The sequence below is a fragment of the Shivajiella indica genome (assembly GCF_042683085.1).
GTDB lineage: Bacteria > Bacteroidota > Bacteroidia > Cytophagales > Cyclobacteriaceae > Shivajiella > Shivajiella indica.
On sequence record NZ_JBHUIV010000011.1, the window covers coordinates 71,162 to 86,739 of the forward strand.

A 15,578-nucleotide genomic window follows, 5' to 3' on the forward strand; every position below is an offset into this window, starting at 1 on the left:
AATTTACGATTGAAATGTAATGGTTTAAATAAAACAACAAAATTTTATCCCATTAATTCTCTATTACAATACAAACAGATTCTATATGAAAGTTTTCTTGGTTGATGATCATGCGATTTTACTGGATGGAATAAAAAGTTTGTTAAGCAAAGAGGAATCTATACAGGTGATAGGAGAAGCAAATACAGGAGAAGATGCCATCCATTTTATAAAAACCAATATTGTAGATATTTTGATCACCGACTTTAATCTTCCGGGAATGGATGGTCTAAGCCTTCTTCGCCTGGTAAAAAAAATAAGTCCGGATACTAAAATCATTGTACTCAGCATGCACGATGAGACCCACTTAGTAAAAGAAATTTTAAAAGAGGGAGTTCAGGGTTACGTGCTCAAAAATGATTCCCACAAAGAATTGATTGATGCTATAAAGGCAGTCGGAAATGGAAAAGTTTATCTTAGCCATGATATCAATAAAATCATCATCAATAATCTCCAATTTCCGGAAGATGAAAAATTATTGACAGATCGTGAAAGAGAAATTTTGAAGTTGATAGCAAAAGAATATTCAAACAAACAAATTGCTGAAGAGCTGTTCATTTCTGAAAGAACAGTTGAAACCCACAGGAAAAACATCTTCAAAAAGACTAAGACGGGCTCTCTTGTCGGTTTGATCAAGTTTGCTTATGCCAATAATTTGATTTGATCAATATTAGTAAACTGTCAAATCCCAGAAAGGGTTAGGTTCAACTATAATTTCGTAATTCTTCCCTAAAAATGAAAAAGCCGGAACAATAGCTCCGGCGTATGTAAGTAACGTGTTTACTTACCTTTGGCCCCAACGACCAGTGTTTTTGCAAATTCCTTTGAATATTCGGTAAAAAGGTGTTTTGCTGCCGCAATATAATCTTCCTTGGACATTTCTATAATCCTTGGGTCAAAGTCTACATTTGGAGCGCTAAGGCTAAAAAACTGTTTGAATAAGCTTTCAGCTTTATTTTTGTCAGAATAGATTTTGGCATTATACTCTTTGTCTGAAACAAATTCTCCTACCAAGCTGGCCGGAGCTGAATTCGGACCTCCTTTAGGTGTAATGAAATCCATCGTGTTGTAGGTAATTCTCATTTTGGGTAAAATTTTCATTTCTGCTGTAGTACTTTTACCTTTTACCCCAGCATCTAACTGCACATCTAATTCAACCGTAGAAAAATCAATAGTAAGGTTTTGCAAAATCATTCCTGCATTTGTTTCGGAATGGACCTTTTTCATCATTCCATAAAATGCCGGGCCTCCCCCTTTCATCATAGAGCTTTCATCAAACATAAACAGGGTATTACTTGGATATACTTTGATTGTTCCAAATCCAACATCATCGGGATTTGCTTTACTTTGCTTTTTATCGGTCTTATCAGAGTACTTTTCTTTTACTTTTTGAAAACTTTCCATCTTATTGACATCTTCCATTTTCAAAATAGTTAACCCGGCTTTTTGAATTTCATTTTCCAAAATTACATGGAAATCATTTGCTAAAACTTGAAAATCTTCCAGTTCCATTCCGGCATTTAAAATAGTGGTAACCCTTGCAGAAGAGGACTGTTTTCCACCATATTGCCCTCCTTTACTATGGGCGGCCATGGTGTTCGCAAAAGAACTAAGTCCGGATTCATTCTTTACTTCCTTAGTTTCTACGTAAGTTTCAAAACCTATTTGCATTTGGGGAATGTAAAAAGACTCTTGGCTTTTTAATGATTTATTGTAAAAACCCTTTGCACCAAATCCGTTAAACAACTCCTGGGCAATTAGCGCATTTGCTGAAACAGCAAATAAAAACACAGATAAAATAAATTTGCTCATGATTTAATCTTTTTTCGTTGGGACTTAAACTTCCCAAAGTTGGAAAAAGAATAAAACCATGAAAATCCCCATTCGATGGTAAATTCAAATACCCACTGGTACGGATAAAATAATACGATTTTAAGGTTTAATGATCACCTTTTTGATGAGATTTTGACCTTTTTCATTAGTTAATTGCAGGATATAAACACCGGGCGCCATATAGGGGGCCTGGACTTCTGTCTCCACATTGGCCGGAATATCCATTTCATCCATAAGCACCTGACCTAAAAGGGAAACTAATCTTGCCTTACTATTTTGTGAGACCAAAACTTTAAAATTTCCAATGGTAGGATTGGGATAAACGTTTACTAAAAATTGTCCATCTGAAGGAGGGATAATATTTGTTTCCAACTTCAAATACTCTAATCCCCCTCCTGTATTCCCCAACAATAAATCCCTTTGATCGGAGAATGGCTGCCCTAAAGAAGTAACCCAAGTATTTCTACCAAATCGACTCGGTCCAAGTTCATTATCCAAGAGTCTGATTTGAACCGTTTCGCGATTAGTGGTATTCATAAAATCAGGAATAAATACCAACACACCTCTTTGGTCAATTGCGTAGAGAGAAGGTTTGGATTGCGCCAGCACATGTACACTGAGATTTCGGGTAGCAGGGTTGTCAGAATATCCTAAAAAGTCCCTGCTTTCAAGAGTTAAGTTGCCATTCTGAGAAAAATCAATGCTAAAAAGCACCAATTCCCCGGTCTGTTTGGCCAATAAAAGATAATCTTTGTTTTCGTAAGCAAATAATTCCACATGGTCAAGAGCACGGGTTCCAGTAACTGGCACAGTTATTTCAACCGGATTGGTTAAATCAGCACTACGGCTATAAAAAATTCTTCTCTGTAAACTGAAATTAACAGTATCAACACCTGTCACCCAAAAGGTATTTTGACCCAGGGTATTTTGGTATTCAAAATATTGAAGATCTGTAAAATCCAGTGCTGATAAATTCAGAAAATCTTTTTCTTTCAGTTCCCAAGTGTTTTCACTTACTTCAAATCTGTAAGCTATGCCCAGTACTTTATTATCAAGCATAGAATTGGCAGTCAAGATTAATCCCCCTGAGTTCTTAAAGCCTTTGAAAAAAGGTCTGGTATTTTCCCCTAAATCCAACAGTTCTGATTGAAGAAAAGAGGATTGGTTCCCTTGCCCGGGAGGAATCCGAAAAATATTCTCAGCATAATCTGCATTAAAAATTCCGGCTATTGTTGAAGAATTACTACTTACCAATAAATCGTTTTTCCAAAGAAAAGAGGCATGGAAAATTGGAAATTCTGGTAAAGGTCCATAACCCGGCAATAGGGTAGAATAATCCTCAAATAACGGAACCGCATTACTCCCCTTATTAGGAAGGTAATAAAGGGTGCTACATTCATCTTGCCCTAATAGTAAATCAAAGACTCCATCTTCATTGAAATCCGCATAAAGAATAGAATGCCCTCCTGCATGTTCAATCCGGAAATTATCCTCTTCACTTTCCATTGATTGATTGATAGGTAAACCTGCACAGGTAAGTCCAAAACTGAAAGAATCACAGGTGCAAAATTCGAATTTTCCCCAACGGGATTCAGGAAAAGCAAAGCCATCAATGTCAGGCACTCCTTTTCTTTCTACACTGGTATTCTTATAAAACTCGAGGTAATCTCCAGCTACAAAATTAAAGGTTACTATATCCAAATCACCATCTCCATCTACATCCATGATAAGGGGAATATCCAAGAGATTGGCCTGAACATTTGAACCATTATCCAGACGAAGAAAATTCTGGGCAACTTCCCATCGTGGATAAGGACTTGCAGTTGGTGTAACATTTCTATATGCTTTAATGCCAAAAGGACTGCTGGTAAAAAGATCTTTTCTTCCATCTCCATCAAAATCCGCCAAAACTAGAAACCCTGCTGCATCTGAAGGAAAATAATAGCTCATTTCCGGAATAAATTCGAATCCGTTTTCCAACACTTTAAACACCATTGTCCTTCTGGAATTGATATCCCATACGATTAGCTCTTCCAATCCATCTCCATTGGCATCCATTTCATTGAACTGTGCCGCATTGATCCCTATACCAAAAGGAATTGGAATTTCTTTGGAGTCCACCTTGATAATGGAAGATTGATCAAAAGTGAATGTCTGTTGTGCTCTTGAACTAAATCCTAGAATAATTAAAAAAAACAGTATAAGGTATTTCATCTATCCCATTATTGAATATCTAAAATTAAACGTTAGAATTTGATATAAGATGTTTTGTAAAGGTTTAATTTTAGGCTAAGAAACTTTCCATTATGAATATCGAACAATTATACAACCACTTTCTACAGTCTTCGGGTGTAAGTACAGACACTAGGAAAATAAACAAAGGCAATATATTTTTTTCATTAAAAGGCCCAAATTTCAATGCAAATGACTTTGCGGCACAAGCCCTGGAAGCTGGAGCGGCTTTGGTAGTTGTAGACGAGGAAAGGGTAATCCCCAGGGGTGATTCCCGCTATTTTTTGGTGGAAGATGTGCTTAGAAGTCTACAGCAGTTGGCCAATTTCCATAGAAAAAAATTATCCATACCTATTATTGGATTGACTGGAAGTAACGGAAAAACCACCACCAAAGAATTGCTGCATGAAGTTCTAAAGAAAAAATTCAAAACTGCAGCCACCGTTGGTAACCTGAATAATCATATTGGAGTACCCCTGACTTTATTGGCCATAGGAAAAGAGGTGGAAATTGGGATTATTGAAATGGGGGCAAACAAACAAGGGGACATTAAAGAACTTTGCGATATTGCTGAGCCTAGTCATGGTTTCATAACCAACATTGGAAAGGCACACTTAGAAGGCATGGGAGGGCCGGCAGGTGTTCTGAAAACTAAAACAGAGTTGTTTCAACATCTTAGGGAAAACAAAGGGACCGTTTTCATCAATTCCCAAGACCCCATTTTATCCAACTTAGCCAAGCGATTCGAAAAACCGATATTATATCCTGCCAAAGGAGATTTTTGTGAAGTAAGTTTTGAAGGGGCTGATCCCTTTGTAAAATTTAAAACAGAGGGAGATGAACAGGTTCATCTATCTTCCCTTATTGGTGCCTATAACTTTGGAAATATAGCCACTGCATTGACCGTCGGAAAGTTTTTTGGGGTACCCATGGAAAAAGCTGTTGAGGCTGTCATTTCCTATAAGCCTTCCAACATGCGTTCCCAATTAATAGAAAAAAGAAGTAACCTGATCATATTGGACGCCTATAATGCCAACCCTAGCAGTATGGAAGTGGCCATTAAAACTTTTGGGGAAATGACCGGAACAAGGCAGAAAATGGTCATTTTGGGTGACATGTATGAATTGGGAGAAAGTACTGAAGAAGAACACCGAAAACTTGGCGAAATTGTGGGAAAATATAACTTTGACAAAATATGTTTTACCGGCAAGCACATTCAGATTGCACTTGAAACAGCCCCCTTAAGGTCATTATACTTCCCTGACCCCTTTTCTTTCAGAAATTGGCTTCAGGATTCTAAGCTGGAAAACTACATTATATTGATTAAAGGTAGCCGGGGGATGAAATTGGAAGGCCTGGTTGAATTTATTTAAACAAATATTCCTGGAGCAGGTATTAAATATATTAAAAGAATGCCAAACACCTTTGCCAACCAGGAGCTATACTAAAACGTCATGAGCCAACAATATCTAAAATTCTTAAAGACACTTTCAGAAAACAACCATAAGGACTGGATGGATGCCAATAAAAATTGGTATCAGGAAGTGAGGGGTAACTTTCTAAAAGATGTGGAAGAGCTTTTAAAAGAAATCAGCAACTGGGAACCTGATTTATCTACATTGCAGGCAAAAGATTGTGTATTTAGACAAAATAGAGATATCCGCTTTTCGGCAAATAAAGATCTCTATAAAACCAATTTCGCCGCCTATTTTTCAGTTGGCGGAAAAAAATCTTCCGGCCCTGGTTATTACCTTCACATTCAGCCAGGCCAAAGTTTTATTGCTGGAGGTATCTGGATGCCTCCAGCTGAAATTCTGAAAAAGATCCGTCAGGAAATTGATTATTCAGGGGATGAGCTTAGAAAGATCTTGTCCAACCCGGATTTTAAACAAACCTTTAGTGGACTGGAAGGAGATCAATTAAAAACCACCCCCAAAGGATTTGATCCGGAAAATCCATTCATAGACTTACTCCGCTTCAAAAGCTTTATCGTTTCAAGCCCACTTTCAGATGAAGATGTAGCCAGTGGTAGATTTAAACAAAAGACAATTGATTCTTTCAGGAAAATGAAGCCATTCCATGATTTCTTATCAAAGGCTATAGATGATACAGAAAGTGGAGATGGTCTTCTTTAGTCCTCCTCAGAAGTCATAGAGCTTCATATCATCAAAAACTCCTGTAACGGCGCCTATTCCCATTAGCATAATAAATATAAATCCTAAGCCAATGGCTACGGCATACCAAATTAGTTTTGCCTTTGCCCAGTTGGCCTTATTGGGATTTCCCTGTTTATCTATAGCCCAAACTACCAACATAATCAATCCAATAATGGGTATATTGGCCACTAAAATGCTCAGAAACCAGTCTCCTGTGGTAACAGGAGGATGTTTGAATTCGTTATTGAAATCCATAGTTCAAAGGGTTTTGTGATTGTAGTAAATCCTCCACCTCAAAGCTATATTCGCTAATTGCCAAATTGTCTGGGTTGAAAGGATCCGTCTGTATGAATTTAATTTTTACCGTATTGTAGTCCTCGATTTTTGAGTATCCATGAGCATAAAGAATGGCACATTTTCGGGCAAGGTTTTCCTGATTATAGCGTAATTCCTCGCCCCTGCCATTGATCAGGCTCAATTCCACCTCTGCTTTTGATTCACCGTTCTCAACAAATGTAGCCATATTGACCTGAACACTTTCAAATTCTCCCAATGCCAGAATTTCATTTGAAGGAAAGTAGCCTTCACCCGCTAATTTATTCATTCCCCACATGACCCCTTTTATGATCTTCTCACCATCACAGGCACAAGAGGAGAAACTTCCCCAAAAAATCAGAAAAAGGAAAAACTTTTGAGCCATATCAGATTTATAATTAAATGAATGTTACAATCTATTTCAGATCAAATGAATTACTTTGCAGCAACTGCCTCTATTTCAATTAGAAGATCAGGATTGGCCAAGGCGTATACAGCTATAGTGGACCTTGCCACCTTATTGGGATTTTCAGAATTATTGAAATACTCTCCATAAGCATTAAACCAGGCGTTCCAGTCAATTTTTCCATTTTTATCAGGTGCCAGATATACCCTAAGAAAAATTACATCTTCCATTTTAAAACCAGCCTCAGCAATTGTCTCTTTTATTCTTTCCAAAGTACCTATACTTTGCTCATAAGTATCTCCATACCTTCCGTAGGTGCCCGGTTCTGCATTTTCGTCCTTTACCGGTGCCACAAGCCCAGAGGTATAAAAATATTCTTTTCCTTTGGGAATATATACTCCCCTTAAGATACTGGCATCAGGTCGATCATATCTGATAATATATTCTTCCTGTTCTTTGATCTCTAAGGCTGAATTTTGCTCCACATTTCCATTACAAGCTGCAAGTATAATCAAGGAAAATGCGATCAAGATTTGATTCTTCATAACTTTTCTTTTTGAGGTTAATGCAAAAAGGGCCTGGAGAATCAAGCCCTTAATTTTTTTAATTTAGAATAAAGATACTTTAAAATAAATTTATTATTCCATGGCTTCAAGTTCCTTTTCCTTATTTTTAACCCGTAAGATGAAGTCGCTCAATACATTCATATAATTGATGAATGCATCATAGGGTGTCTCATAATGGCTGAAATAGGAATGAACAGCTCCATCGGAGAAGAATTTGGTACACATGTAATAAAAGTGATCAGAGGTCTGGAGGTAATTCCAATCCCTTTGGATTTCGGGGTCATCAATTTTTTTGACTTTAGCCTCTAGCTCATACAGTTTGGAAAAAGCCTCATTCTGTAAATCATTTCCCAACCAAGCAGTCAGATCCCTTTCCTCGTCAGCCCAGGATATGGGTACAGGAACATTGATTTTTGCCACAGGTTTTGCTCCTCTTACCACTTCAGTAGGCGTATTAAAACCGAAGTCTGTATATCTGAATACTGCTTCCGGTAAACTTTTCATAAACTCAAATATCCCTGTTTCTGCCCATTGGTGTTCTCCGAATGTTTCGTAATCCATGAAAAGGTTCAGAACTTCCTGTTCTTTAGGAATGGCATTGATCCATCTTACAAATTTTTCAGTGGTCAGGGGATAGTCAGACCATGTTTTATTACTGAACCTAAAAGCGATATCATCACTTAACTGGAAGTTTTTCAATAAAACCTTCAGGTTTGGGTCAATGGAATTTTGGTATAAAAAGTTAGGACTTTTCCATCCCAGTATATGCTTGGCACCTTCGGTTAACATTCCTTCAAAACCCATTTCTGCAACCATAGCCCCGATTTTATCAGAATAAATCAACTCCGTATTTCTAAATACCTTAGGTTCATACCCATTAAAAAGTCTTTTGATTTTAGCTTTATGATTATCTACCATTCTGGTGAATTCCGTCTGGCTTGCAAGAGAACAAAGTGCATGGGCATCTGTTTCATTGAGCAATTCCACATGTCCTGTCGCCACAAGCCTCTGGAAACTTTCCAAGACATCCGGAGCATAATTTTCAAACTGATCCAAACAGACACCTGAAATAGAAAAGCTGACTTTGAATTTTCCTTTATAATGATTAACCATATCCAATAACAGGGCATTCATAGGAAGATAACATTTTTGTGCCACCTTTCTAATGATACTTTTATTGCTATAGTCATCCCAATAATAATGATCATCGCCAATATCAAAAAAGCGATATGGCTTTATTCTAAGGGGTTGGTGCACCTGAAAGTAAAAGCAAATAGTTCTCATGGCTTTTCGTTGTGTAATTTTTCGTATACGGTAACAAGTTTGGCAGCTACATGCTCCCATTTTAATTTTTTAAGTTCTTCACTTCCCAATTCCTTGAACATCTTAGAAATACTCTCGTAATGCAAAAGTCCAAAGATGGCATCCGCCATTCCGTCTACATCCCAAAAGTCAATTTTGATCGCATTTCTCAATACTTCTGCCACCCCTGATTGCTTGGATATAATCACTGGAGTGTTGTGCCTTACAGCCTCCAATGGGGCTATCCCGAAAGGCTCGGAAACAGATGGCATCACATATACATCTGAAATGGCATACATATCGTCCACGTCTTTTCCCTTCAAAAATCCGGTAAAGTGGAATTTGGTACCCATTCCCAATTCAGCTACCCTTTCCACCATCCTGTTTAACAGGTCACCGCTTCCGGCCATCACGAACCTCACATTAGGATCTCGGTCAATTACTTTTTTTGCTGCCTCCACAAAGTACTCCGGACCTTTTTGGAAAGTAATTCTGCCCAAAAAAGTGACAATTTTTTCAGGAACATTCTTCTTAATCGAGGATTTGATGATACTGGAATCCAATACTGCATTATGCAGCACACTCACTTTATCCGGGTTCACCCCATACTTTTCAATAACCAATTTTCTGGTAAGATGACTAACTGCTAAAACATGGTCTGCAGCCAACAACCCTGCTTTTTCAATATCATAAACAGGCCCATGCATTCCTCCCTCACCTGCCCTATCGAACTGGGTTGCGTGGATATGGGCAATCAAAGGTTTACCGGATATTTCTTTTGCGGCAATACCTGCAGGGTAAGCCAACCAATCATGCGCGTGGATCAAATCATGTTCCTTTGATTTGGCAATTTGAGCGGCAACAAGTGCATATCGTGATACTTCTTTGATCAGGTCTTTACCGTATTTTCCACTGAATTCAAATTTATTTGAAAATACACTTTCATCTACATCTGTTCTATGATGCATGGAGTAATCCGTGTATTTTTTAAATTCTTCAGGCCCGAGATAAGGAACAAGAAAACTACTGACTTCGAGATAGGTTAGATTTTTCCATATTTTTTTGAATTTTCTCTCCCTATAATCAATCACTACATCACTTGCATTGACAAAATCAGCCAAGGGTTCCTCATCTCCCCAAAGTTTTGGAACCACAAAAATGATATCTTGTTTATGGTGAACGAGTCCCTTGACCAAGCCATAACAAGCGGTTCCTAAACCTCCGGAAATGTGAGGTGGAAATTCCCATCCAAACATTAAAACCTTCATATAAAACAGTTTAGATTAAAGTTTTTTAACTAAATACATAATCCTTAGAAGCTCTCCTATACTCCATGCTTGGGATATGGCACCTTTTGGCCTATGAGGGGGATCCCCATCATAAATTTCAGCAACAGTTCCCACACCGTATTGCGTCATCACATCGTCAAAACCTTTGATAATCTTTTCAACAAAATGTTTTCCCGATTTCCCGTGTAACCTTAGGTAACCATCTACAAATGGCCCCAACAACCAAGCCCAAACAGTACCATTATGATAGGCTTGATCACGTGAATATTGATTTCCGTGGTAATATCCCTTGTATCCCGGATCATCAGGAGCAAGGGATCTTAGTCCCCGGTTAGTTAACAATTTAGATTTTGCAATTTCCAAAATAGCGTCCATTTGCCCTTCTTCCAATGGGGAGTAGGGAACAGCGGTAGCAATTACCATATTAGGACGAATCGACCAATCTTTATATTCCCCATTGACATAATCAGCCAAATAACCACGGTTTTCATCCCAAAACACCTCATTAAATGATTTTTTTACTTTTTCGGAAAGTTGTTTAATTTCCCCATCTCCTGTAAGTTCATGGTAAAAACATAAAGCATTATACCATAGGGCATTGATTTCAACAGGACATCCGGTTCTTGGAGTAACTGGTCCGTCTGAATTTACTGCATCCATCCAGGTGAGTGCTATACCCTCCATTCCCCCATAGATCAAACCATTTTCCAGACTATGTATATTGAAATCAGTTCCCTTGATAAAACCGTCTATGATTCCCTTCATTTTACCCAAATACTTGGATTTAATGGTTTTGGTATCTCCGGTGAAATTCTTTAACTGTTGTAGAGACCAAAAAAACCAGAGCGGGGCATCAATTGAACTCAAATTTCTCATCACACCACTTCCCACATTTGGGAACAAGGGACCATGAAGATCAGCGACCATGGTGTCTATGATTTCAAGAAAAGTATCTTTATCCCCTTGTGTAAGTGTCAAACCCGGAGAGGCAACAAAGGTATCTCTGCCCCACCATCCAAACCAAGGATAACCGGCAATCACATGGGTCTTACCATCCCTTCTTTGAATAAATTGTCCAGCAGAATTTATCAGACAATTTTCAAAATTATTTCTGGGTACCCTTCTGGCTATTTCTTTTTCAAAAGCCCGCTGACGGGTTGTTGGATCCGCTTCACTCAAACCTGCTGAGAAGATGACGGATTCTCCCTTTTCAATATCAAACTCAAAATATCCTGGAAGGAAGAGGTCTTCTTGATATTCATAACCCCTTTCTCTTTCCATGATATATTCAAAATTATTGTACCAATCAGGTTGATAGTGAAATTTATTCTTCTTGGATAACTGAAGGAATAGTGGGTTGTATTGTGGGTACAACTGAAATGAAGCCCCATTGGGTACTTTAACAAATTCTTTATTAATGGTATTATTGGCCTTGCTCAAATGATGATATCCCCTAAAAGCTAAAAAAGGTTTGATTTGAATTTTTGTAGGAGAATGGGCATCCAATAGGGTATACCGGATCATTACCCTATCCCTATTGGTATCCAAAATCAATTCCTTTTGCAATAACACTCCTCCTACCCTGTAAGTGAGTTTAGGGATGGGTTCAGAATCAAAATCCTCAAGGTATTTATGCCCTCTTGGTGAATAATTTCCGGGAAATTTACTAATCCCTAAATTAAAGCTTGCACCATGTTGGATCACTGTTTCATGAACCGTGGACAGCATTACATGCAGCTGTTCGTCTATCTGTGGTTGGGGTACGACCAAAAGCCCATGGTACTTTCTTGTGTTACATCCTATGATAGTAGTACTGGTATAACACCCACCCCTATTTGTCCTTATAATTTCCCGATCAAGAGAATAATTGAGATTGATTAGTTGGGTTTTGTCAAAATGGATATAACTCATGTGTCAAAAGATTGAGATTTGCATAAAAATACTTTTTTGCAAGCGAAAGAAAAATTTATTGACACAAAAATAAAAGGTTATGTTTCCATAACCTTAAGTTTTATTGATATCAGGATTGAAAACCCTCCTTCTGCAATTCCTCAAAATTTCTGAGAGATTCTTCAAACTTTGTCACATATAATCTTACAGTTTTCAAATCTACAGGCCTAATTTTAGGGAATTTTGGCGAAGCTTTAAATAATGTAAACATGCCTTCTATTTATTTTTATTACCGTTTAGACAAAATTTATGCCATTTGGGTTCATTCTTAATTCTAAAAACCAAAAAACCCCTAAAAAGGGGTTTTTTAAAAGGTGGGTGGGAGACCGGGTTCGAACCGGCGACCTCTGGTGCCACAAACCAGCGCTCTAACCAGCTGAGCTACAACCACCATTTTTTATTCATTCAAAGGCATTCTGTTGAATGGAATGCAAAGGTAATGTTTCAATATTTTTTATACAATACTCAATCCTGTATTTTTCTGGAAAATTTTAAACGCTGTCCTTTTGACTCTTCATTGAATGTGCCATTTTCGTACACTAAATGTCCAGATACAATAGTATGGGTGACTTTTGATTTAAAAGTATGCCCTTCAAACGGAGACCAGCCACATTTTGAAAGAATATTTTCTTTTTTTACAGTCCACGGGTTATTCAAATCCACAATTACCAAATCTGCATAATATCCCGGTCTGAGGTATCCTCTCTTATCTATTTCAAATAAGATGGCAACATTATGACACATTTTTTCTGCTATCTGTTCCAGGCTTATTTTTCCTTCATGGTAGAAGTCCAGCATGGCAACCAGGCTGTGCTGTACCAAAGGCCCTCCGGATGGTGCAGAGGAATAAAGTTTACTTTTTTCTTCGATTGTATGGGGCGCATGATCCGTAGCAATCACATCAATGTGTCCGTCCAAAACTCCTTGAAGGATCCTATCCCTATCAGCGGCAGTTTTAATGGCAGGATTCCATTTGATAAAATTCCCTTTTGCCTCATAGTCTTCCTCTGAAAACCACATGTGGTGAATACATGCTTCCGCAGTAATTCTTTTTTCTTTCAAGGGAAGCCGATTATCGAATAGCTCAACTTCTTTAGCGGTACTGATATGAAGCACATGTAGTTTTGTCCCATATTTCCTGGCCAAATCCACAACTTTTTTTGAGGCATCATAACAGGCTTCTGCAGACCTGATTTTTGGATGGTATTTTACAGGAATATCCTCTCCAAATTCAGCCTTGTATTTTTCAAGGTTTGCCTTGATGATATTGTCATTTTCACTATGGGTAGCAATAAGAAGTTTGCATTCCGCAAAAATCCTTTCTAGACTTTCCGGATTATCTACCAACATATTACCAGTGGAAGATCCTTGAAAAACTTTAAGACCGCAAACATTTTCAGGATCGACCTTCAAAATTTCTTCCAAATTATCATTGGTTGCCCCAAAGTAAAAAGAATAATTGGCCAGTGATTTCTGGGAGGCAATCTTATATTTATCTTCCAAAAGTTCTAAAGTAATGGATTGGGGAACAGTATTGGGCATCTCCATGTATGAGGTGATACCCCCAGCCACTGCTGCCTTACTTTCGGTGTAAATATCTCCTTTATGGGTTAATCCAGGTTCACGAAAATGAACCTGATCATCAATTAAGCCCGGGAAAACATATTTTCCTTCCGCTTGAATGGTAATATCCGCCTTAAATTCAGAAAGGTCCTTACCCATATTATAGATCATCCCATCCTGTACCAAAATGTCCATACGGGTAATCTTGCCTTCATTTACTATATTTGCACCGAGTATTAAAATGCTCTTCATCCGATTGATTGGTTTGATCTCTATTACTGAATTACTCCAAATAAAACACCTAAGGGGTTATTGTTAAATTTAACCCACTTAAACCCAAATGTGTTCCTTTTACCATTTATTACTTTTGCTTCATCAAAAATAAGAAAACATGTCCGATAGCCCTTCAACTTTTGAAAATTTTAAACTCAACAAGCAACTATTGGATGCTGTTTCAGAGGCTGGGTACACCAAAGCCACTCCCATTCAGGAAAAGGCCATTCCTTTAGCGTTGGCAGGGCATGATTTGCTAGGCATTGCACAGACAGGTACGGGAAAAACAGCCGCTTACATACTTCCTTTATTGATGAAAATCAAATATGCACAGGGAAAGCACCCCAGAGCATTGATTTTGGCTCCTACAAGGGAACTGGTTATGCAAATAGAGGAAGCCGCTATTACTTTTGGAAAATATACAGACCTTAGATTTGTGAGTTTATATGGTGGATTAGGACCTAAAACTCAAATTGAAAATTTACAAAAGGGAGTAGATATTATCATCTCTACCCCAGGCAGGTTTTTGGACCTATATAGAAAAGGGGAAATTTTTACCAAAGAGATCAAAACTATGATCCTGGATGAGGCGGACAAAATGCTAGATATGGGATTTATGCCTCAGATCAGATCCATTCTTGAGGTAATCCCAGTCAAAAGACAGAATTTGCTTTTCTCTGCCACATTTGGGAGTAAGGTGGAAAAATTTTCCCATGAATTCCTGGAATTCCCCGAAAGGGTTGAAGTTTCACCTCAGGCTACAACAGCAGAAACTATCCACCAGGTAAAATATTTTGTACCCAATATCAAAACCAAAATCAACCTTTTACTTCATTTATTGGAAGATGCTGGTCTTAACAGGGTGATTATTTTTACCAAATCAAGAAAAAATGCTGAATCTGTATTCAGTTTCTTGGAAAGGAAAAGATTGGGAGAAATCAGGGTTATTCATGCCAATAAAGGTCAAAATACCCGGATCAATTCAATGGAGGATTTCAAAGCAGGTGAGGTGAGGATCTTAGTGGCTACTGATGTAGCCGCAAGAGGACTGGACATCAGTATGGTGAGCCATGTCATTAATTTCGATGTGCCATTGATCTATGAGGATTATGTGCATAGAATTGGAAGAACGGGAAGAGCAGAGAATGAAGGCATGGCCATTACTTTTATAAACCCTGCAGAAGAATATCATTTTGAAAAAATTGAGGAAATAATCCGTGTGGAAGTACCGACCTTACAAATTCCGACGCAGGTGGAAATCCCACAGACTCCATTTGAAGAAAAGCAGGGCTATGAAAGAGAAATAGATACTCAAAAGAAAAAAGAAAACCCGGATTTTAAAGGGGCTTTCCATGAGAAAAAGGTCAAACACCGGCCAAATCCCGATCAGAAAAAAGAAAAAAGGGGCAATAAAAACTCTAAGGCAAAGCGTAACCGAAATCAGCTCAAAAGTCAGGGAAAGTGGAAGAAGAATGGATAAGGAAGGCTAATCAGTGAATATGTTGGATTTCGGAAGTCTAAATTCGGATGTCACGTCCTGAATTTACTTGACACTTTTTTTATTGTTTTTCTTATGTTTTCAATCCTCTTAAATGCCCAATAGCCCAAGTAAGGAAATCTGTCAAGGCCGGAGCGAAGCGACGTTCATATAGCC

13 protein-coding genes and 1 tRNA gene are annotated in these 15,578 nt (G+C 38.1%); 4 read left to right on the forward strand and 10 right to left on the reverse strand.

What is annotated here, in order from left to right; translation table 11 throughout:
• Positions 1–85 precede the first annotated feature (85 nt).
• Positions 86–703, forward strand: coding sequence for a response regulator (locus ACFSKV_RS08110; protein WP_380801457.1), 618 nt, complete (start codon positions 86–88; stop codon positions 701–703).
• Positions 704–819: 116 nt separating this feature from the next.
• On the opposite strand, the gene ACFSKV_RS08115 is transcribed toward ACFSKV_RS08110, so the two are convergent.
• Both ACFSKV_RS08115 and ACFSKV_RS08120 read right to left on the reverse strand, forming a co-directional pair.
• Positions 820–1,851 carry a hypothetical protein gene (locus ACFSKV_RS08115; RefSeq protein WP_380801458.1) on the reverse strand — a complete coding sequence of 344 codons (1,032 nt, stop codon included), beginning with the start codon at positions 1,849–1,851 and terminating at the stop codon, positions 820–822.
• 120 nt (positions 1,852–1,971) lie between these two features.
• Positions 1,972–4,086 carry a T9SS type A sorting domain-containing protein gene (locus tag ACFSKV_RS08120; protein WP_380801459.1) on the reverse strand — a complete coding sequence of 705 codons (2,115 nt, stop codon included), beginning with the start codon at positions 4,084–4,086 and terminating at the stop codon, positions 1,972–1,974.
• A gap of 92 nt (positions 4,087–4,178) precedes the next feature.
• On the opposite strand from ACFSKV_RS08120, the gene ACFSKV_RS08125 reads away from it, so the two are divergent.
• Entirely contained in the window at positions 4,179–5,477 is a 1,299-nt protein-coding gene (locus ACFSKV_RS08125) for a UDP-N-acetylmuramoyl-tripeptide--D-alanyl-D-alanine ligase (RefSeq protein WP_380801460.1), read from the forward strand.
• A gap of 81 nt (positions 5,478–5,558) precedes the next feature.
• The gene (locus tag ACFSKV_RS08130; protein ID WP_380801461.1) at positions 5,559–6,239 is read left to right on the forward strand and encodes a DUF2461 domain-containing protein; all 681 of its coding nucleotides are present in this window, start codon (positions 5,559–5,561) and stop codon (positions 6,237–6,239) included.
• A gap of 6 nt (positions 6,240–6,245) precedes the next feature.
• Here the strand turns inward: ACFSKV_RS08130 and ACFSKV_RS08135 are convergent, their stop codons facing one another.
• The 8 genes from ACFSKV_RS08135 to ACFSKV_RS08170 form a co-directional block, all read right to left on the reverse strand.
• Positions 6,246–6,515 (reverse strand): hypothetical protein, encoded by a 270-nt coding sequence (locus ACFSKV_RS08135; RefSeq protein WP_380801462.1) that lies wholly within the window; start codon positions 6,513–6,515, stop codon positions 6,246–6,248.
• Positions 6,502–6,960, reverse strand: coding sequence for a hypothetical protein (locus ACFSKV_RS08140; protein WP_380801463.1), 459 nt, complete (start codon positions 6,958–6,960; stop codon positions 6,502–6,504). The genes ACFSKV_RS08135 and ACFSKV_RS08140 overlap by 14 nt, the downstream gene beginning before the upstream one ends.
• Before the next feature lie 50 nt (positions 6,961–7,010).
• A complete protein-coding gene (locus tag ACFSKV_RS08145; RefSeq protein WP_380801464.1) occupies positions 7,011–7,526 on the reverse strand; it encodes a RidA family protein in 516 nt (171 codons plus the stop codon).
• Between the two features lie 93 nt (positions 7,527–7,619).
• Positions 7,620–8,831: a glycoside hydrolase family 57 protein gene (locus tag ACFSKV_RS08150; protein WP_380801465.1), complete on the reverse strand. Its 1,212-nt coding sequence runs from the start codon at positions 8,829–8,831 to the stop codon at positions 7,620–7,622.
• Complete coding sequence (locus tag ACFSKV_RS08155; protein ID WP_380801466.1) at positions 8,828–10,117, reverse strand: glycosyltransferase family 4 protein; 1,290 nt, start codon at positions 10,115–10,117, stop codon at positions 8,828–8,830. Before ACFSKV_RS08155 ends, ACFSKV_RS08150 begins: the two co-directional genes overlap by 4 nt.
• Before the next feature lie 15 nt (positions 10,118–10,132).
• Positions 10,133–12,049: an amylo-alpha-1,6-glucosidase gene (locus tag ACFSKV_RS08160; RefSeq protein ID WP_380801467.1), complete on the reverse strand. Its 1,917-nt coding sequence runs from the start codon at positions 12,047–12,049 to the stop codon at positions 10,133–10,135.
• A gap of 355 nt (positions 12,050–12,404) precedes the next feature.
• Positions 12,405–12,480, reverse strand: a tRNA-His gene (locus ACFSKV_RS08165).
• Between the two features lie 73 nt (positions 12,481–12,553).
• Positions 12,554–13,903 carry a dihydroorotase gene (locus ACFSKV_RS08170; RefSeq protein WP_380801468.1) on the reverse strand — a complete coding sequence of 450 codons (1,350 nt, stop codon included), beginning with the start codon at positions 13,901–13,903 and terminating at the stop codon, positions 12,554–12,556.
• Positions 13,904–14,042: 139 nt separating this feature from the next.
• Between ACFSKV_RS08170 and ACFSKV_RS08175 the strand changes: the two genes are divergently transcribed.
• Positions 14,043–15,404 carry a DEAD/DEAH box helicase gene (locus ACFSKV_RS08175; RefSeq protein ID WP_380801469.1) on the forward strand — a complete coding sequence of 454 codons (1,362 nt, stop codon included), beginning with the start codon at positions 14,043–14,045 and terminating at the stop codon, positions 15,402–15,404.
• The last annotated feature ends 174 nt before the right edge of the window (positions 15,405–15,578 follow it).

Coding starts and splice junctions, on each gene's coding strand:
- ACFSKV_RS08110 (WP_380801457.1), top strand. CDS start 86: ATGAAAGTTTTCTTGGTTGATGATCATGCGATTTTACTGGATGGAATA.
- ACFSKV_RS08115 (WP_380801458.1), bottom strand. CDS start 1,851: ATGAGCAAATTTATTTTATCTGTGTTTTTATTTGCTGTTTCAGCAAAT.
- ACFSKV_RS08120 (WP_380801459.1), bottom strand. CDS start 4,086: ATGAAATACCTTATACTGTTTTTTTTAATTATTCTAGGATTTAGTTCA.
- ACFSKV_RS08125 (WP_380801460.1), top strand. CDS start 4,179: ATGAATATCGAACAATTATACAACCACTTTCTACAGTCTTCGGGTGTA.
- ACFSKV_RS08130 (WP_380801461.1), top strand. CDS start 5,559: ATGAGCCAACAATATCTAAAATTCTTAAAGACACTTTCAGAAAACAAC.
- ACFSKV_RS08135 (WP_380801462.1), bottom strand. CDS start 6,515: ATGGATTTCAATAACGAATTCAAACATCCTCCTGTTACCACAGGAGAC.
- ACFSKV_RS08140 (WP_380801463.1), bottom strand. CDS start 6,960: ATGGCTCAAAAGTTTTTCCTTTTTCTGATTTTTTGGGGAAGTTTCTCC.
- ACFSKV_RS08145 (WP_380801464.1), bottom strand. CDS start 7,526: ATGAAGAATCAAATCTTGATCGCATTTTCCTTGATTATACTTGCAGCT.
- ACFSKV_RS08150 (WP_380801465.1), bottom strand. CDS start 8,831: ATGAGAACTATTTGCTTTTACTTTCAGGTGCACCAACCCCTTAGAATA.
- ACFSKV_RS08155 (WP_380801466.1), bottom strand. CDS start 10,117: ATGAAGGTTTTAATGTTTGGATGGGAATTTCCACCTCACATTTCCGGA.
- ACFSKV_RS08160 (WP_380801467.1), bottom strand. CDS start 12,049: ATGAGTTATATCCATTTTGACAAAACCCAACTAATCAATCTCAATTAT.
- ACFSKV_RS08170 (WP_380801468.1), bottom strand. CDS start 13,903: ATGAAGAGCATTTTAATACTCGGTGCAAATATAGTAAATGAAGGCAAG.
- ACFSKV_RS08175 (WP_380801469.1), top strand. CDS start 14,043: ATGTCCGATAGCCCTTCAACTTTTGAAAATTTTAAACTCAACAAGCAA.